15 protein-coding genes and 2 pseudogenes are annotated in these 17,411 nt (G+C 62.9%); 12 read left to right on the top strand and 5 right to left on the bottom strand.

The window, feature by feature from the left end; all coding sequences use genetic code 11:
• Positions 1-33: 33 nt before the first annotated feature.
• Positions 34-1,251 (top strand): HD-GYP domain-containing protein, encoded by a 1,218-nt coding sequence (locus M2497_RS20010; protein WP_248482557.1) that lies wholly within the window; start codon positions 34-36, stop codon positions 1,249-1,251.
• Positions 1,252-1,258: 7 nt separating this feature from the next.
• On the opposite strand, the gene M2497_RS20005 is transcribed toward M2497_RS20010, so the two are convergent.
• Positions 1,259-2,122 (bottom strand): MBL fold metallo-hydrolase, encoded by an 864-nt coding sequence (locus M2497_RS20005; protein WP_248482555.1) that lies wholly within the window; start codon positions 2,120-2,122, stop codon positions 1,259-1,261.
• A gap of 94 nt (positions 2,123-2,216) precedes the next feature.
• Between M2497_RS20005 and M2497_RS20000 the strand changes: the two genes are divergently transcribed.
• From M2497_RS20000 to M2497_RS19975, 6 genes and pseudogenes are all read left to right on the top strand, one after another.
• The gene (locus tag M2497_RS20000) at positions 2,217-2,552 is read left to right on the top strand and encodes a metalloregulator ArsR/SmtB family transcription factor (protein ID WP_005789341.1); all 336 of its coding nucleotides are present in this window, start codon (positions 2,217-2,219) and stop codon (positions 2,550-2,552) included.
• Between the two features lie 50 nt (positions 2,553-2,602).
• Positions 2,603-3,847, top strand: a complete 1,245-nt coding sequence (locus M2497_RS19995) for an FAD/NAD(P)-binding oxidoreductase (protein WP_248482553.1) — start codon at positions 2,603-2,605, stop codon at positions 3,845-3,847.
• The gene (locus M2497_RS19990; RefSeq protein ID WP_248482551.1) at positions 3,848-4,660 is read left to right on the top strand and encodes a sulfite exporter TauE/SafE family protein; all 813 of its coding nucleotides are present in this window, start codon (positions 3,848-3,850) and stop codon (positions 4,658-4,660) included.
• 294 nt (positions 4,661-4,954) lie between these two features.
• Positions 4,955-5,194, top strand: a pseudogene (locus M2497_RS19985) (porin); the annotation flags it as partial.
• A gap of 246 nt (positions 5,195-5,440) precedes the next feature.
• Positions 5,441-6,586, top strand: coding sequence for a nitric oxide-sensing protein NosP (gene nosP / locus M2497_RS19980; protein WP_248482549.1), 1,146 nt, complete (start codon positions 5,441-5,443; stop codon positions 6,584-6,586).
• Between the two features lie 256 nt (positions 6,587-6,842).
• A pseudogene (locus tag M2497_RS19975) lies at positions 6,843-8,471 on the top strand (NahK/ErcS family hybrid sensor histidine kinase/response regulator); the annotation flags it as partial.
• A 146-nt stretch (positions 8,472-8,617) separates the two neighbouring features.
• Here the strand turns inward: M2497_RS19975 and M2497_RS19970 are convergent.
• Positions 8,618-9,283 (bottom strand): response regulator transcription factor, encoded by a 666-nt coding sequence (locus M2497_RS19970; protein WP_058427587.1) that lies wholly within the window; start codon positions 9,281-9,283, stop codon positions 8,618-8,620.
• A 27-nt stretch (positions 9,284-9,310) separates the two neighbouring features.
• Positions 9,311-9,850 (bottom strand): PQQ-dependent catabolism-associated CXXCW motif protein, encoded by a 540-nt coding sequence (locus M2497_RS19965; protein WP_248482547.1) that lies wholly within the window; start codon positions 9,848-9,850, stop codon positions 9,311-9,313.
• Positions 9,851-10,003: 153 nt separating this feature from the next.
• On the opposite strand from M2497_RS19965, the gene M2497_RS19960 reads away from it, so the two are divergent.
• Positions 10,004-10,630, top strand: coding sequence for a response regulator transcription factor (locus M2497_RS19960; protein ID WP_248482545.1), 627 nt, complete (start codon positions 10,004-10,006; stop codon positions 10,628-10,630).
• Here M2497_RS19960 and M2497_RS19955 read toward each other — a convergent pair.
• Positions 10,627-11,274, bottom strand: coding sequence for a pentapeptide repeat-containing protein (locus tag M2497_RS19955; RefSeq protein WP_248482543.1), 648 nt, complete (start codon positions 11,272-11,274; stop codon positions 10,627-10,629). The genes M2497_RS19960 and M2497_RS19955 overlap by 4 nt on opposite strands.
• Positions 11,275-11,464: 190 nt before the next feature.
• Positions 11,465-13,357: a PQQ-dependent methanol/ethanol family dehydrogenase gene (exaA, locus tag M2497_RS19950; protein WP_248482541.1), complete on the bottom strand. Its 1,893-nt coding sequence runs from the start codon at positions 13,355-13,357 to the stop codon at positions 11,465-11,467.
• Between the two features lie 254 nt (positions 13,358-13,611).
• Between exaA and pedF the strand changes: the two genes are divergently transcribed.
• The 4 genes from pedF to M2497_RS19930 are packed head-to-tail and all read left to right on the top strand — an operon-like array spanning position 13,612 to position 17,290.
• Entirely contained in the window at positions 13,612-14,073 is a 462-nt protein-coding gene (pedF, locus tag M2497_RS19945; protein ID WP_248482539.1) for a cytochrome c-550 PedF, read from the top strand.
• 3 nt (positions 14,074-14,076) lie between these two features.
• Positions 14,077-14,820, top strand: a complete 744-nt coding sequence (locus M2497_RS19940) for a quinoprotein dehydrogenase-associated SoxYZ-like carrier (protein ID WP_248482536.1) — start codon at positions 14,077-14,079, stop codon at positions 14,818-14,820.
• A 2-nt stretch (positions 14,821-14,822) separates the two neighbouring features.
• On the top strand, positions 14,823-15,755 hold the full coding sequence (locus tag M2497_RS19935; protein ID WP_248488230.1) for a quinoprotein relay system zinc metallohydrolase 1: 933 nt from the start codon (positions 14,823-14,825) through the stop codon (positions 15,753-15,755).
• 14 nt (positions 15,756-15,769) lie between these two features.
• Positions 15,770-17,290, top strand: coding sequence for an aldehyde dehydrogenase family protein (locus tag M2497_RS19930; RefSeq protein WP_248482534.1), 1,521 nt, complete (start codon positions 15,770-15,772; stop codon positions 17,288-17,290).
• Positions 17,291-17,411 lie beyond the last annotated feature (121 nt).

The raw sequence follows: 17,411 nt of genomic DNA, 5'->3' as shown, positions 1-17,411 counted from the left end.
CGCCAAGCAGGTCATGCCTTGGGGGGATGATACATGCTGAAGTGCATTGCTTGTTCCCAGGTGATCCTGGGGATGTACCTGCACAAACTGGACGGGCCATGGATCGGCCATGGGTTCTGGAAGAGCAGCTTTTTGTTGGACCGTGAAGAGGACCGGCAGCGTTTGTTGACGTCGCAGGTCCAGCGGGTCTGGATCGATACCGCAAAAGGCTGCGACGAACCACAACCGGCCCCAGCGGCGCCGGTCACCGTCAAACAACCTGCCACACCGCGTCCTGTGGTGCCAGCCCCCTCAGAGATTAAAGCGGAGGTGGCGCGTGCCGTGAAGGTGTGTGCGGTTGCCAAGCGTGCCGTGATCAGTATGTTCAGTGACCTGCGCATGGGGCGCGCGGTGGAGGTTCGTCAAGTGGCCAGCCTGGTGGAGGACATCTCCCGCTCTATGCTGCGCCATCCCCATGCCTTGCTCAGCCTGGTGCGCCTGAAAAAGGCTAATGAATACACTTACATGCATTCTGTCGCGGTCAGTGGCTTGATGATCGCGCTGGCGCGGCAATTGAACCTGTCGCCGGAGTTGGTCCAGGAAGCCGGGTTGGCCGGGCTGTTTCATGATGTTGGGAAAATGGCCATTCCCGAGCAGATCTTGAGCAAGCCGGCCGGGCTGACCGAGACGGAGTTCTGCACCGTACGTCAGCATCCGGTGGAAGGCGCGCAGATGTTGCGGCTATGCCCGCAGATCAGCGCCCTGGTGCTGGATGTGTGCCTGCATCACCATGAAAAAGTCGACGGCAGCGGCTATCCCCTTGGCCTGGCGCAGGACCAGATCAGCCTGTTCGCGCAAATGGGCGCGGTATGCGATGTCTATGATGCGATCACCTCGGAGCGCCCCTACAAACATGGGTGGGGGCCCGCGGAGGCGATCCAGAAAATGGCCGAATGGAAGGGACACTTCGATGCCCGGGTGTTCCAGGCGTTTGTCCGTTGCGTGGGTATTTACCCGGTCGGCGCCTTGGTGCGCCTGGAAAGCGGGCGCATTGGCGTGGTTGTCGAACAAAGCCCTACGTCGCTGCTGACGCCCAAGGTCAAGGTGTTCTTTTCGGCACGTTCACGCTTGCCGATTTCCCAGTCGGTGGTGAACCTGGCTGAGCAACCGGACAAGATCATCAGCCGTGAAAGCGCCGAGGAGTGGGGCTTCAAGCATATCGACGAATTGTGGTCGGGGCTTGCGCCCTCCAAGTCGTCGTACTTCGAGTAAGCGCGATTCAGAGCTGGTTGAGCGGAATCTTCAGGTACACCACACCGTTATCTTCGGCGGGGGGCAGGTTGCCCGCCCGCACATTCACCTGGATCGCCGGCAGCAACAGCGTCGGCATGCCCAGCCCGGCGTCGCGCTTGGTGCGCATTTCTACAAACGCCGCTTCATCCACGCCGTCATGCACATGGATATTGCCTGCGCGCTGCTCGGCCACGGTGGTCCGGCATTTGGCCTCGCGACCTTCGGGCGGGTAGTCATGGCACACGTACAACTCGGTTTCCACTGGAAAGGCCAGCAACTTGCGCATCGATGCATACAACTGCCGTGCATCCCCTCCCGGGAAATCACAGCGGGCGGTACCGACATCCGGCATGAACAGCGTGTCGCCCACCAGGATCAATCGGCCGTCGATCAGGTAGGCCATGTCCGCCGGCGTATGCCCTGGCACATGCAGTGCCTGGGCCTTGAGGTTACCGATATGAAACACCTCATTCGGTGCAAACAGGTGGTCGAACTGCGAGCCATCCACACGGAACTCCGGCTCCAGGTTGAACAGGTGCTTGAACACGCCCTGGACTTTACTGATGGACTGGCCAATCGCGATCTTGCCGCCCAGGGTACGGCGCAGGTAGGGCGCGGCGGACAGGTGGTCGGCGTGGGCGTGGGTTTCCAGCAGCCACTGCACCTGCAAAGCGTGCTCGCGCACGAAGGCGATGACGTTATCGGCCTGGGCGGTATCGGTACGCCCCGAGGCCGGGTCGTAGTTGAGTACTGAGTCGACAATGGCGCACAGGCCGCCGTCGGTTTCATAGACGACATAGGTGTAGGTCGACGATGCCTCGTCCAGAAAGGCTTGAATCAACGCTGGCATGGCGGACGTCCCCGATGAAGAAAAAAGTGGTTACAATCAGTTTACGTTTTCACATAATGTTTTGAGCTTAAGTGACACAAAGGACCCGAGGCAAATGGAATCTACTCTGAGTGAAGGCGAAGTTGCCCAGTTGCGCGCATCGGCGTCCAAGGCCTGTTCCTTGCTCAAGGCCCTGGCCAATGAGGACCGCTTGCTGATCCTGTGCCAGTTGACCCAGGGCGAGCGCAATGTCGGCGAGCTGGAAGCCCTGACCGGTGTGCGCCAACCCACGCTGTCACAACAGTTGGGCATCCTGCGCGACGAGGGGTTGGTGGCCACTCGTCGGGAAGGCAAATACATTTTCTATGGGCTGGCCAGCCATGAAGTGATTCAAGTGATGAAGACCCTGTCCGGCCTGTATTGCGGCGCGGTCATAAAAAGCTGGGCGTGACGCCATCCGGCAGCGACCCTTGTGTGCATGTATTACAAAGGCGATAGACCATGACCGACCAACACTGGGGCCCTACCATCAGTGGCGATATCGTAGTCATCGGCGGCGGCTCGGCGGGCATTGGCCTGCTGGCCAGCCTGCTCAAGCGCGACCCCCACCTGCATATCACCCTGATCGAACCGAGCGACCACCACTGCTACCAGCCCGCCTGGACCCTGGTGGGCGGCGGTGCCTACGACGTGAAAAAGACCCGCCGCCCACTGGCCGACGTGTTGCCCAATGGTGTCACCTGGGTACAGGCCGCCGTCAGCGAACTGCTGCCGGACGAGCAGACCCTGGTGCTCGACAGCGGCCAGCGCGTCACCTGGAACAACCTGATCGTCTGCCCCGGCCTGCGCCTGGCCTGGGAGAAGGTCGAGGGGCTGCAAGACACCCTGGGCAAACATGGCGTCACGTCCAACTACAATTACCAGCACGCTGCTTACACCTGGCAGTTGGTGCAGCAACTCAAGGGCGGCAAGGCGATCTTCACCCAGCCGGCGATGCCGATCAAATGCGCGGGTGCGCCGCAAAAAGCCATGTACCTGTCCTGCGATCACTGGCTCAAACAGGGCACGCTGAAACACATCGACGTCGAATTCAACCTGGCCGGCGCCGCGCTGTTCGGGGTGGCGACCTTTGTGCCGCCGCTGATGAAGTACGTGGAAAAGTACAATGCCCGCCTGGCATTCAATGCCAACCTGGTGAAAGTCGACGGCCCAGCCCGCAAGGCCTGGTTCGAAGTGAAGGACACCGAGGGCAACGTCCGCATCGAAGAGAAAGCCTTCGACCTGTTGCACGTGGTCCCACCCCAAGTGTCGCCGGATTTCATCCGCCAAAGCCCACTGGCCGACGCGGCCGGCTGGTGTGAGGTGAACCCCCATAGCCTGCAGCACCTGCGCTACCCGCATATCTTCGGCCTGGGCGACGTGTGCGGCACCACCAACGCCAAGACCGCCGCAGCGGTGCGCAAGCAAATCGTGGTGGTTGCCGAGAACCTGCTGGCCCTGCGCAAACAGGCGCCGTTGCCGCTCAAATACGACGGCTACGGCTCCTGCCCGCTGACGGTGGAGAAGGGCAAGGTGGTGCTGGCCGAGTTTGGCTATGGCGGCAAGCTGCTGCCGACCTTTCCCCTGGACCCGACCCGGGCGCGCCGTTCGATGTGGTTCCTCAAGGCGACCTTGCTGCCGTGGTTCTACTGGAACGGCATGCTCAAGGGCCGTGAATGGCTGACTCGCCTGAGCAAGGTGGACTGAATGCTGCTCGCCAGTGTGTTGGGATTGTTGATGGGCCTGGTCATGGGGCTGACCGGCGCCGGTGGCGGCATCCTCGGGGTGCCGGCGCTGGTGCTGGGCCTGGGCTTGAGCATGACCCAGGCCGCGCCGGTGTCGTTGCTCGCCGTCGGCGCGGCGGCGGCGGTAGGGGCGGTCGATGGTTTGCGCCATGGCCTGGTGCGTTATCGCGCCGCGTTGCTGATCGCCTTGCTCGGCGCGCTGTTTTCGCCGGTGGGGGTGTATCTCGCCCACCAATTGCCGGAAGCCCTGTTGATGGGGCTGTTCAGTGCATTGATGGTGCTGGTGGCCTGGCGCATGTTGCAGCGCGAAAAACGCGAGGCAGGGCCGAGTGACCATGGCACCGCCTCCTGGGGCCAGAAGAACTGCATGCTCGACCAGCAGACCGGGCGCCTGGCCTGGACCGCCAAATGTAGCGCGACCCTGGCCGCCCTCGGCGCGGTGACCGGCGCGGTGTCCGGCCTGCTGGGTGTGGGCGGCGGCTTCCTGATCGTGCCGGCGTTCAAGCAGCTCACCGACGTGCAGATGCGCGGCATCGTTGCCACCTCCCTGATGGTGATCAGCCTGCTGTCGTTGATCGGCGTGGCCGGCGCGCTGCATGCCGGTGTGCGCATCGAGCCGGTGGGTTGGGTGTTTATCGCCGCGAGTATCGTCGGCATGCTGGCCGGTCGGCGTCTGTGTTCGGTGATCCCCGCGCGTGCCTTGCAGGTCGGTTTTGCCGGCCTGTGTGTCGTGGTGGCCGTGGGCATGTTGGTCAAGGCCGGTCTTACATCCTAAGTGCCGGGCCTGGACTAAACCGAACTTGCCGGGCACCCGCTGCCCCTCCAAAGCATCCGCAAATCAGGGCCAAGGCAGCGTATGCCATGGCCCACCGCCTTTTGATAATCGCCTCCGACATCAAGTCCCCGTTGCGGAGCGCACCCTGCATAACAATAAGAACGTCCCGCTGCGTCTGTTGCCTGCCTTTATCCTCGGCCTGGGCCTCAGCCCATTCGCCGACGCCGAAATCATGTTGTACGACAAGGACGAAACCACCTTCTCCACCGATGGCTACATCAACGCCTTTCCACCGTGGCCTCCGTCACCTCCAAGGGCCTGGGCTACGGCGTGCAGGCGAAGATGGGCGGTTTGCCGCTGACCGGTTCGGGGTTCCAGGCCAAGGGCATCAACCCGTTTTTCACTAACAATGCCGGGGAGGCCACGTTGCGCAACGTCGACAGCAATGGCTACCTGGTACAAGGCTCGTACAAGGTCGGCAAGAACCGCCTGGCCCTGTCCTACGGCAAGACCAAGGACGACGGCAATGGCATGGTAGCCATCTGAAATGCAATCAAAATGTGGGAGGGGGCTTGCCCCCGATAGCGGTGGATCAATCACTCATGCATCGACTGACACCCTGCAATCGGGGGCAAGCCCCCTCCCACATTGGATCCCCATTGGCTTTTGAGAGAGTGGTCTTGAAAGCCTCATCCCATCGCATCCCCCACCCAGTACCCAAGTAGCATAGGTCCACGCCCAGGCCCTTCGTACACTGATGCTTCAGAGGGGGAGGCAACGATGCACAACAGTGAAGGCGTAGTCAGCGCCATGTCCCAGGCCACCGATGCCGGGCAGGCCGCCGAGGAATTGGCCCAGCAACTGCTGCACCCGTACCTGGGGTTTGTGCTGTTTTTCTGTTCCGCGTCCTACGACCTCCAGGCCCTTGGCCAGGCCCTGCAACAGTGCTTCGGCAAGGTGCGGGTGGTCGGCTGCACCAGCGCCGGCGAGATCACGCCCCAAGGCTACGGTCGCAACTGCATCACGGCGGTGGGCTTCAACCATGCGCACTTTTCCATCGCCACGGAGCTGATCGATCAGGTCGAGCACTTCAGCCTGATCGGTGCCCAGGACATGGTCGAGCGTCTGGTCGGCGGCTGTCGCAGCAACACCCTGGCGCCGATCAAGGGCAACACGTTTGCGCTGACCCTGCTTGACGGCCTGTCCAGCCGCGAAGAAATGGTCCTCGCCGCCCTCAGTGCAGCCCTTGGGGATATCCCGCACTTCGGCGGCTCGGCCGGTGACGACAACTTCCTCACCCACACCCACGTGTACTTCAACGGCGTGTTCCACAGCGGCGCGGCGGTGGTGGTGCTGGTCAACACCTGGCTGGATTTCGAGGTATTCACCACCCACCACATCCTGCCGCGCACGGAAAAACTGGTGGTGACCGGCGCCGACAGCCCGTCACGCCGCGTGTTCGAGCTCAACGCCGAGCCCGCCGCCGAAGAGTACGCGCGGCATATCGGCGTGGCGGTGGCCGACCTCGACCACCGCACGTTCGCCGCCCACCCGCTGGCGGTGCGTATCCACGACCAGTACTACGTGCGCGCTATCCAGCAGGTGCATGAGGACCTCAGCCTGAGTTTCTACTGCGCGGTGGAAAACGGCATCGTGCTGACGGTCATGACGCCCGGCCCGTTGCTGCCGAACCTGCAGGCGCTGTTCGACGGCCTGCAAGCGCGCCTCGGCGACCTGTTGCTGACCATCGGCTGCGATTGCTTTTTGCGCCGCCTGGAGCTGGAAGACAACGGCACCCTCGAACAGCTTGGCGGTTACTTGCGGGACCAGCGGGTGATGGGTTTCAACACCTACGGAGAACAGTTCAATGGCATGCACATCAACCAGACGTTCACCGGGGTCGCCATTGCCCGAGGCCGGCGCTGACCTGCCCGCTCAACTGGCCCGGCTGCAACAGGACAACCACAAGCTGGCGCGGATCAATGCGGCGCTGATCGAGCGCATCGAGTCCGGCATGCCCCAGGGCAACAACCCCTACACCACCTTCCAGCATTCGGTGGTGCTGGCCGAGCAAGTGCGCGAGCGCACCGACGCGCTGAACCAGGCGATGGCCGAACTCAAGGCCAGCAACCACCTGCTGATCAACGCCCGGCTGCGCGCCGAAACCCTGCGTGGCGAACAGGCGGCGGCGCAGAAAGCCCAGGAGAGCGAGCGCTGGATCCGCCTGATCACCGACAACGTGCCGGCGCTGATCGGCTACTTGAATGCCGACCTGGTCTATGAGTTCACCAACAAGGTCTATGAAGAATGGTACTGCTGGCCGCGCGGCATGATGCTTGGGCAGAGCCTGCGCGAAGTGCACAGCGAGCAGCATTGCCAGCGCCTGGATGCCTACGTCGCCCGTGCCTTGGCGGGGGAGAGCGTGACCTTTGAGTTCGCCGAAACCAACATCAACAACCAGGAACGCTACATGCTGCGCTCCTATGTACCGAACATGCTGGCCAGTGGCGAGGTGGTGGGGATCTTCGTGTTGATCCGCGATATCACCGAACGCCGCCGCACGGCCGAAGCCTTGCACCAGGCCTACCAGCATCTGGAACAGCGCGTGGCTCAGCGCACCTCGGAGCTTACGTCGCTCAATGACCAACTGCTCAAGGAAATCGACGAGCGCCGGCGCATGGAAACCCGCCTGCGCGAAGCCAAGCTCGAGGCCGAGCAGGCCAACCTGTCGAAAACCAAGTTTCTCGCCGCCGTCAGCCATGACCTGTTGCAACCGTTGAATGCGGCGCGGCTGTTCACCAGTGCCTTGCTGGAACGCCCCAGCGAAGCCCTGGTGCGCAATGTGAGCAACTCCCTGGAAGACGTGGAAAACCTGCTGGGGACCCTGGTGGATATTTCCAAACTGGATGCTGGCGTGATCAAGGCCGATATCGCGCCGTTCGCCTTGAGTGAATTGCTCGACAACCTCGCCGCCGAGTACACCCAACTGGCCCGCGCCGAAGGCTTGGCGCTGCACTTTGTCGGCTGCTCCGCGTTGGTGCGCAGCGACATTCAGTTGCTGGCGCGGATCCTGCGCAACCTGCTCAGCAATGCCATTCGCTACACCTACCAGGGGCGGGTGGTGCTGGGTTGCCGGCGTCAGCAGCAGCGCCTGTTGATCCAGGTGTGGGACAGCGGCATGGGGATTGCGCAAGAGCGCTTGGAGGAAATTTTCCAGGAGTTCAAGCGCGGCGACGTGCAGCGACCGGACCAGGACCGCGGCCTGGGCCTGGGCCTGGCCATCGTGGAAAAGATCGCCGGGATACTCGGCCATCGCATCAGCGTCAGATCCTGGCCGGGCAAAGGCTCGATGTTCTCGGTGGAGGTACCGTTGAGCGCCACGGCCCCCAAGTCGCTGCCGGCGCCTTCCATGAGCGAGCCGTTGCTCGAGCGCCTGCAAGGTGCCCGGGTGTGGGTGCTGGATAACGACGCGGCGATCTGCGCGGGTATGCGTACCTTGCTCGAAGGCTGGGGCTGCCGGGTGATCACGGCGCTGTCGGAACAGGACCTGGCGCGGCAGGTGGACAACTACCATGCCGAGGCGGACCTGTTGATTGCCGATTACCATCTGGACGACGACCAGAACGGCGTGGACGCCGTGGCCCGCATTAACGCCCGGCGCGGGAGCGCGGTGCCGGCGTTGATGATCACCGCCAACTACAGCAATGAATTGAAGCAGCAGATCCGTGAGTTGGGGCATACCTTGATGCACAAGCCCGTCAGGCCCATGAAGCTGAAAACCGCCATGAGCCACCTGCTCAGCCGGCCCTGACAAAATGCAGATCAAAATGTGGGAGGGGGCTTGCCCCCGATAGCGGTGGATCAGTCAATGCATGTGCTGACTGACACTCTGCCATCGGGGGCAAGTCGAGTCGTCGCACCGCCCCTCCCACAGTTGATTTGTGGTGTGTCAGACCGTCAGCGGCGCAGGTACGAGCCGAAATCGATATCTCCGGCACTGAGTATCGCCTGCACGCGGTTATGCACATTCAACTTGCGCAAAATCGCCGACACATGGGCCTTCACCGTGGTCTCGGCAATCTCCAGCGTATAGGCGATCTGCTTGTTCGACTCACCCTTGGTCATCCGCTCCAACACCAGCAGCTGCTTGCGTGTCAGCGCCTGCAACAGCTCGGGGGCAAACCCAGGGCTGTCGTTCATGCGCCGCTGCCCAGTGTTTTTCTGGGTGCGGATGATGTCCGGCGGCAGGTACACATTGCCGTTGAGAATCTGCTGGATCGCCTCGGTCATTTGCAGGCGCGGTGATGACTTGGTGATAAAGCCCACCGCGCCGTAGGTGATAGCTTGCAGCACGATCTGTTTGTCCTGCTCGGCCGAGACGATCACCACCGGAATGGTCGGCGACTCGTTGCGCAGGTTGATCAGGCCGTTGAGGCCGTGCATGCCGGGCATGTTCAGGTCCAGCAGGATCAGGTCGAGGTCGTCATGTTCCTGGGTCAGCGCAAGGGCGCTGTCCAGGTCGGCGGTCTCCATCACGTCGCTGCCGGGGAAACCGTCGCTGATAACGTTGTGGATCGCCTCGCGAAACAGCGGGTGATCGTCGGCAATCAGAATTTTGTACATGGCCGTTCACCTTCTTGTTGTGGTTTTTTATTCAAAGGGTTCGGGTGTCGCAGCCATCACTGGCAGGTTTGCCGCTTCCCATGCGTCCAAGCCATCGCGGTACCAATACACAGTGGTATAGCCCAGGTTGGCGGCCCGTTTTACCGCGTTCCAACTCAGCCAGCAATCGGCGCGGCAGTAGAACACCAGCGGGCGGGCCAGGTTGCCGCCCGTGTACTTGTACAGGTGGCGCACAAAGTAACCTTGCCACTCGGGCGTGAGGTCGCCGTCGCCGGTATTGGCCAGCCAGTGACTGCCGGGCAGGTTGGCGTGGGGCTGGTCTTCGATGAAGCGGCCCTGTAGCCACGGGCGGCGGTACACGTCGATCAGTACCGGTGCGGGCGTCTGGGTCAACAGGGTTTGCAGGGCAGGGGTGTCGACGATGATCGCCCCGGGCAGTTGATCGGGCGTGGGGCTGCGGTACAGGCTGGTGCGGTAGCCATCGGCGGAAAACAGTGGCGTGTCGGCCTGTACGTACGTGATGAACAGGCACAACAGTGCCGCAAGGGGCAGTCGAGCGGGCAGCATGGCGGATCCAATCCTTATCGTTATGCGCCCATTACACGCCAGTCCTGCTGCCTTGGGAATGCGACGATAGACAGCAAAACCAGTACCAAAGTAGTAGGTCCCATTGGTCCCCGGGGTTCTAGCATGGCCAGAGGCACCGCCATTGGAGGCACTATGAATATCCTGCTGGTCGATGATCACGCCGTGGTCCGCCTGGGTTACGCCGGGCTATTGCGCAGCGGGCTGCCCGGTGTGGTGGTGCGCGAAGCGGCGAGTGGCGAGGATGCCTTGGCGCGGGTGCACGAAGCGGTGCCAAACCTGGTGATCATCGGCTTCGGCCTGCCGGGGATCAGCGGCCTGGAAACCACCCGCCGCCTGCGCCAGCGCTTGCCGCAATTGCGCGTGCTGTTTTTCAGCCAGCATGCTGAGTTGCCCTTGGTGCGCCAGGCGTTGGAGGCCGGTGCGTCCGGCTACCTGACCAAAAGCGCGTTGCCGGCGGTGATGCTGGATGCGGTGGAGCGCATTCTTGACGGCCACACCTATATCGAACAGGACCTGGCCACCCAGCTGGCGTACCACCCCACCGACCGGCGCCTGCAAAGCATGACCCAGCGTGAGCTGGAGATTTTCCTGATGCTCGCCAAGGGCACCCCGGCGCGGGCAATTGCCGCTCAGTTGAGTATCAGCAGCAAGACCGTGTCCAATCACCTGACCTTGCTCAAGAGTAAGTTGCAGGTGAGTTCCCATGCCGAGTTGGTGCATTTGGGTATCGACATGGGGGTGGTGCGGGTGGCGGGTTAACGGTCCCAGGTGGTCGGGCAGTCCTTGCAACCTTCCATGTTCGCATCCTGGAAATTCGCATAGTGCTGGCGGCTGCCGGTGAGGGTGGCTTTCTCCAGATTGCTTTCGCCGAACTTGGCTTCTTGCAGGTTGGCGTCGCTGAGGTCGGCACCTTGTAGGTCGGCCTTGCTCAGCCAGGTCATTTCCAGGTCGGCCGCCCGCAGGTTGGCCTGGTGCAGCTTCGCCCCCGACAGCCGGGCAAATTGCAGGTAGGCGGCGCTGAGGTTGGCGTTTTCAAATTGTGCGCCCTGGGCAAACAGCCCCCAGCCTTGCACGGCCATCAGCGTGGCACCGGTGAAATCCGCCAGGCGCATGTTGGCTTGTTGCAGGCTGGCGCGGGTCAGGTTGGCGCCTTGCAACTGGGCTTTTTCCAGGTTGGCCAGGTCGAGGTTGGCGTGGCGCAGGTCTGCGTCGCGCAGGTCGGCGCCGGCCAGGTTCATTTTGCTTAAGTCTTGATTGCTCAGGTTGGCGCCCTTGAGGTGGGCGCCGGGGCATTGGCTGTGTTCGGCAATGGTACAGCCGTTGATGACCAGGGGGGCGTCGTCGCCCTCGTCGGCGTGAGCCAAGGGCAGGGATAGCAGGATTAAAAAGGGCAGATATTTCATCGCGAGACCTCTGGGGATCCTGGGGTGAGCGGGCTTGCTGTGGTGAGCGGGCTTGCCCCGCGTTGGGCTGCGCAGCAGCCCCAAAACCTGACGGCTCGTTGGGGCTGGAGAAAAGCCGGGGGCCGCTTCGCAGCCCAACGCGGGACAAGCCCGCTCGCCACAAAGGATGACCCCGGCATATAGGGTGAGGTTACTTCTGAGCGGTTTTCAGGTCCCAGCTCGGGATCTTGAACACCCAGAACGACCCACCCTGTGCCACCGGCTTGGTCAGCTCCGCCATGTCGCCGCCCCACAACGGCACCGCGCCGCCGTAGCCGACTGTCACGCCGATGTACTGCTCGCCATCCTGTTCCCAGGTGATCGGCGGCGAGACGATGCCGCTGCCGGTCTGGAATTTCCACAGCTCCTTGCCGGTTTTCGCGTCGAAGGCCTTGAAGAAGCCGTCGCCGGTGCCGGTGAACACCAGGTTGCCCTTGGTCGCCAGTACGCCGGCCCACAACGGCAGGTGTTCCTTGTGCTCCCACACCACCTTGCCGGTGGTCGGGTTCATCGCCCGCAGGGTACCGACGTGGTCGTCATACATACGCTTGATGCGAAAGCCCATGCCCAGGTACGCCGAGCCCTTCTTGTAGTTGACCTCTTCGGTCCAGTACTCCTCTTTCCACTGGTTGCCCGGGATGTAGAACAGCCCGGTGTCCTGGCTGTAGGCCATTGGGTTCCAGTTCTTGCCACCCAGGAACGGCGGCGAGACTTCCACCGGCTTGCCCTTGGTTTCGCCCGGCAATGGCTTGGCTGGACGCTGGCCTTCGTTTTCCACGGGGCGGCCGGTCTTCAGGTCGATGTGGCTGGCCCAGGTGATGTTGTCGACGAACGGGAAGGCGTTCTGCAGCTTGCCGTTGTTGCGGTCGACCACATAGAAGAAGCCGTTGCGGTCGGCGTGGCCGGTGGCCTTGATGACCTTGCCATCCTTGTCCTTGTAGTCGAACAGCACCAGTTCGTTGTTGCCGGAGAAGTCCCAGGCGTCGTTCGGGGTATGTTGGTAGAACCATTTCACTTCGCCGGTGCTGGGGTCGACGCCGACCTGGCCGGAGGTGTAGAGGCTGTCGAAATCGTGGGGGTTGCCGTCCTTCGATGTACGCGCCCAGGTGTTCCACGGGCCGGGGTTGCCGGCGCCAACGATGATGGTGTTGGTCTCGGCATCGAAGCTCGCACTCTGCCAAGGCGCGCCGCCGCCGTGGCTCCAGGCCTCGACCTTGCCGGTTTCGGTGGTCGGGTCATCCGGCCACGAAGGCGCCTTGACGTCGCCGGTCGGGGTGCTGTCCTTGCCGTTCAGGCGGCCCATGTGGCCTTCCACGAACGGGCGCATCCACACCTCTTCGCCGGTGTCCGGGTCGCGCGCATACAGCTGGCCAACCACGCCGAATTCATCGCCGGAGCTGCCGTGGATCAGCAGCACCTTGCCGCTGACCTTGTCTTTGATCAGCACCGGGGCGCCGGTCATGGTGTAGCCAGCGGCGTGGTCGCCGAATTTCTTGTTCCACACCACTTTGCCGGTGTTCTTGTCGAGGGCGATCAGGCGCGCGTCGAGGGTGCCGAAATAGATCTTGTCGCCGAAGATCGCCGCGCCCCGGTTGACCACATCGCAGCACGGGCGAATGTTGTCGGGCAGGCGGTGGTTGTAGGTCCACAGGCGTTTGCCGGTCTTTGCATCGAGGGCGAACACCCGGGAATAGGAGCCAGTGACGTAGACCACGCCGTCGCTGACGATGGCCTGGGATTCCTGGCCACGCTGCTTCTCATCGCCGAACGAATAGGACCAGGCCGGCGTGAGCTTGAACACGTTCTTGTCGTTGACCTGCGCCAGCGGGCTCCAGCGCTGGGCGTTGGTGCCCATGCCGTATTGCAGCACGTCCTGGGTGGTCAGGTGGTCGTTGGCGATGTCTTCCCAGGTGACGTTGCGGGTCTGTTTGGCAGGCTCGGCGGCGGCGAAGCTGGCCGCACTCAAGGACAGGCTGCCGACCAGCAGGAAGGCCTGCACGGCAAGGCTCAGCGGCGAGAGGGCGGGTAGCGATCTTATTGTCATGGTTGCAGTTCCCAGTGGAGGTTATGGCCTGCACAGGGTGCGATGTGAACGCCGTTGCGAATACGGAAAAAGTCCCGGTGTTGCCGGGACAATTTCCCGAACCGCCTCTGATTTAGCAGTGCCCCACAAGGCCTGCTACCAACGGATGAGAACCCGCCCACCAAAGCAGCATACGGGTGTCGCCAGGGGCTTCCTAAGATGGTTGCCATAGCCTCTGCCAAGAGGTTTTGCGTGCACTCCCGAGGGAAAAAATAATGACAACAAAACGCAACGCCTTGATCACCGCCTGCCTGCTCGCCGGTGCAATCAGTACAGGTTCCGCCTGGGCCCACGGCAACGTGACGCCCACCGCCGTGGAAACCAAAGGCCTCACCCCGATCAAGGACGCCGGCGTACCGCTGGACGCCGATGGCTGGGCCGCCACCAACCCCTATCGCACCACACCCGAGCATGACAAGGCGGTGGAGGTCGGTGCGTCGGCCTACAACCAGAACTGCGCGGCGTGCCATGGCCTGGAAGCCAAGTCCGGTGGCATCGCTCCCGACCTGCGCATGCTCGATGCCGGCGACGCCGGCGATGAATGGTTTGTGGAGCGCGTGCGCCACGGCGCCGTGCGCGATGGCCGGGTGTACATGCCGAAAATGGCCGACTACCTCAGCCAGGAAGCCCTGTGGGCGGTGCGTACCTACCTCGACAGCGTGCACGTCGAGGAGTAAGCCATGGGCCTGCGCGGGTGGTGGTTGTGCTGTGTGCCGATGCTGGCCTGGGGCGCGCCCGTGGACCCGGTGCCCTCGGTGATGTGGGCCTACTATCACCAGCGCTTTCTCGACAATGCACCGTTTGTTTTCGACGAGCGGGTGAAGCTCCTGGCGCCGCCGTTCGCCGAGGATGCGCGCCAGGTGCCGCTGGAGATCGACGCCCGCGCCTTCAAGGGGGACGTGGTGAAGATCCTTGCCTGGGCCGAGCTGAACCCGCTGCCGCAGATCGTCGATTTCCAGCCGTTGGGGCCAGTACTGCCGTGGCTGTCGCTGCGGATTCGTATCGAACAGGCCACGCCGTTGCGTGCAGCGGTGCTCACCCGGGATGGCATGTGGCATGTCGGCTCGGCCCTGATCGATGCCGCCGGTGGCGGCTGCACCGCGCCCAGCGTGGTGCGCACCCAACCCGGCTGGGAAGAACACCTGGGCGAAGTGCTCGGCGGCCGTTACCCGCGTGCCGAGTTCAGCCGCGTGAAACTGCAAGTTGCCCATCCGATGGATAACGGCATGATCAGCGGTATTCCCGAATTCTTTATCCATCAGGCCGAGCTGCGTGGCGCAGATAACCAACTGCTGGCACGCCTGGAACTGTTCCCCGCCGTCAGCGAAAACCCCAGCCTGGCCTTCGACATCGAAGGCCGCGAGCCCACGCGCCTGACCCTGCGCGACACCAGCGGCAACCAGTTCGAGGCGGCCATCCCATGAGCCTGCGCTGGATTGTGCTGTGGCTGCTGCTGTTCAGCCTGCCGGTGCTGGCGGACCTGGATTACGTCCTCAAACCTCGGTTGATCGCCGATAACACCTGGCTGCTGGAAGGCAGCACCGACAACTTCACCAGGGACAATGGCGGCAATATCGTCAATGTCGGGTTCATCGTCACCGAGCCCGGCGTGGTGGTGATCGACACCGGGCCGTCCAGGCGCTACGGCGAAGCCCTGCGCCAGGCCATCGCCCGTGTCACCGACAAACCGGTGATCCAGGTGCTGCTGACGCACCACCATCCCGACCACGCCCTGGGCAACCAAGCCTTCAAGGATGTACCGATTGGCGCCCTGGCCGGCACCAAGGATTTGCTGCATGAGCAGGGCGACAGCATGGCCGAGAACCTGTACCGCATGGTGGGTGACTGGATGCGTGGCACCGAAGTGGTGTTGCCCAACGAAGCCCTGCAAGCGGGGCTGATAACCTTCGGCAGCCACGACCTGCAACTGCTGCACCTGCGCGGCCATACCGGCGCCGACCTGGCGATCCTCGACCGCAGGACCGGCGTGCTGTTTGCCGGCGACCTGGTGTTCTACCAGCGCGCACTCACCACGCCCCATTCACCGGGGCTGGCGATCTGGCTGGCGGATATCGCCACTCTGCAAGGCTTGCCGTGGACCCTGATCGTGCCCGGCCACGGCCCCATTGCGACCGACGCCAAACCCTTCGAACAGATGCGTGACTACCTCACCTGGCTCGATCAATTGCTACGCGACGGGGCAGCCCATGGCAGCGACATGCCAGAGCTGATCCGCAGCCCGATCCCCGAGCGATTCGCGGGCATCAACCTGAGCCGCTATGAACTGACCCGCAGCGTGACCCACCTGTACCCGCACTACGAACGCACCCAGATGCAGCCCATCAACACCCAACAATAAGCAGAGGCCTCACCATGATCTACGCCCAACCTGGCACCCCCGGCGCCATCGTCAGCTTCAAGCCGCGCTACGGCAATTACATCGGCGGTGAGTTCGTCGCGCCGATCAACGGTGAGTACTTCACCAACACCTCGCCGGTCACCGGTGACGTCATCGCCGAGTTCCCGCGCTCCAGCGCCGCCGATATCGACAAGGCCCTCGACGCCGCCCACGCCGCCGCCGATGCCTGGGGCAAGACCTCGGCCCAGGACCGCGCCCTGGTGCTGCTGAAAATCGCCGACCGTATCGAGCAACACCTCGAAGTGCTGGCCGTGGCCGAGACTTGGGACAACGGCAAGGCCGTGCGCGAAACCCTCAACGCCGACGTGCCCCTGGCCGCCGACCATTTCCGCTACTTCGCCGGGTGTATCCGTGCCCAGGAAGGCGGCGCCGCCGAGATCAACGAGCACACAGCGGCTTATCATTTTCACGAACCATTGGGCGTGGTCGGGCAAATCATCCCGTGGAACTTCCCATTGCTGATGGCCGCGTGGAAACTCGCGCCGGCACTCGCCGCCGGTAACTGTGTCGTGCTCAAGCCGGCCGAGCAGACGCCGCTGTCGATCATGGTGTTTGCCGAGCTGATCGGCGACCTGCTGCCGCCCGGCGTGCTGAACATCGTGCAGGGCTTTGGTCGCGAAGCCGGGGAGGCGCTGGCCACCAGCAAGCGCATCGCCAAGATCGCCTTTACCGGTTCCACCCCGGTGGGCGCGCACATCATGCATGCGGCGGCCGAGAACATCATTCCGTCCACCGTGGAGCTGGGCGGCAAGTCGCCGAACATCTTCTTTGAAGACATCATGCAGGCCGAGCCGCAGTTCATCGAGAAAGCCGCCGAAGGCCTGGTGCTGGCGTTCTTCAACCAGGGCGAAGTGTGCACCTGCCCGTCGCGGGCTTTGGTGCAGGAGTCGATCTACGAACCGTTCATGGCCGAAGTGATGAAGAAGATCGTCAAGATCAAGCGCGGCAACCCGCTGGACACCGAGACCATGGTCGGCGCCCAGGCGTCCGAGCAGCAATACGACAAGATCCTCTCCTACCTGAAGATCGCCCAGGAGGAGGGCGCGGTGCTGCTCACCGGCGGCGCAGCCGAGCGCCTTGAAGGCGACCTGTCCAGCGGCTATTACATCCAGCCGACCCTGCTCAAGGGCCACAACAAGATGCGTGTGTTCCAGGAGGAAATCTTCGGGCCGGTGGTGGGCGTGACCACCTTCAAGGACGAAGCCGAAGCGTTGGCGATTGCCAATGACAGCGAGTTCGGCCTGGGCGCCGGCCTGTGGACCCGCGACATCAACCGCGCCTACCGCATGGGCCGGGCGATCAAGGCCGGTCGCGTGTGGACCAACTGTTATCACCTGTACCCGGCGCATGCGGCGTTTGGTGGGTATAAAAAGTCTGGCGTCGGGCGTGAGAACCACAAGATGATGCTCGACCATTACCAACAGACCAAGAACCTGCTGGTGAGCTACGACATCAACCCGCTGGGCTTCTTCTGACCCTCTGATTGCAACGCGGTCCCCTGTGGGAGGGGGCTTGCCCCCGATAGCGGTGTGTCATTGACATAAATGTTGACTGACGCGCTGCCATCGGGGGCAAGCCCCCTCCCACATTTTGATC

This window comes from Pseudomonas sp. CYM-20-01 (assembly GCF_023169845.1).
GTDB lineage: Bacteria > Pseudomonadota > Gammaproteobacteria > Pseudomonadales > Pseudomonadaceae > Aquipseudomonas > Aquipseudomonas azotoformans.
Note: the sequence above shows the minus strand (reverse complement) of the source record. Positions and strands in the feature narration are given on the sequence as shown.

Bases quoted from the DNA above. Each gene is read 5' to 3' on its own strand.
- M2497_RS19965 (WP_248482547.1), bottom strand. From the start codon at position 9,850: ATGCTGCCCGCTCGACTGCCCCTTGCGGCACTGTTGTGCCTGTTCATC.
- nosP (WP_248482549.1), top strand. From the start codon at position 5,441: ATGCACAACAGTGAAGGCGTAGTCAGCGCCATGTCCCAGGCCACCGAT.
- M2497_RS20005 (WP_248482555.1), bottom strand. From the start codon at position 2,122: ATGCCAGCGTTGATTCAAGCCTTTCTGGACGAGGCATCGTCGACCTAC.
- M2497_RS19930 (WP_248482534.1), top strand. From the start codon at position 15,770: ATGATCTACGCCCAACCTGGCACCCCCGGCGCCATCGTCAGCTTCAAG.
- M2497_RS19970 (WP_058427587.1), bottom strand. From the start codon at position 9,283: ATGTACAAAATTCTGATTGCCGACGATCACCCGCTGTTTCGCGAGGCG.
- M2497_RS19960 (WP_248482545.1), top strand. From the start codon at position 10,004: ATGAATATCCTGCTGGTCGATGATCACGCCGTGGTCCGCCTGGGTTAC.
- M2497_RS19990 (WP_248482551.1), top strand. From the start codon at position 3,848: ATGCTGCTCGCCAGTGTGTTGGGATTGTTGATGGGCCTGGTCATGGGG.
- pedF (WP_248482539.1), top strand. From the start codon at position 13,612: ATGACAACAAAACGCAACGCCTTGATCACCGCCTGCCTGCTCGCCGGT.
- M2497_RS20000 (WP_005789341.1), top strand. From the start codon at position 2,217: ATGGAATCTACTCTGAGTGAAGGCGAAGTTGCCCAGTTGCGCGCATCG.
- M2497_RS19940 (WP_248482536.1), top strand. From the start codon at position 14,077: ATGGGCCTGCGCGGGTGGTGGTTGTGCTGTGTGCCGATGCTGGCCTGG.
- M2497_RS20010 (WP_248482557.1), top strand. From the start codon at position 34: ATGCTGAAGTGCATTGCTTGTTCCCAGGTGATCCTGGGGATGTACCTG.
- M2497_RS19955 (WP_248482543.1), bottom strand. From the start codon at position 11,274: ATGAAATATCTGCCCTTTTTAATCCTGCTATCCCTGCCCTTGGCTCAC.
- exaA (WP_248482541.1), bottom strand. From the start codon at position 13,357: ATGACAATAAGATCGCTACCCGCCCTCTCGCCGCTGAGCCTTGCCGTG.
- M2497_RS19995 (WP_248482553.1), top strand. From the start codon at position 2,603: ATGACCGACCAACACTGGGGCCCTACCATCAGTGGCGATATCGTAGTC.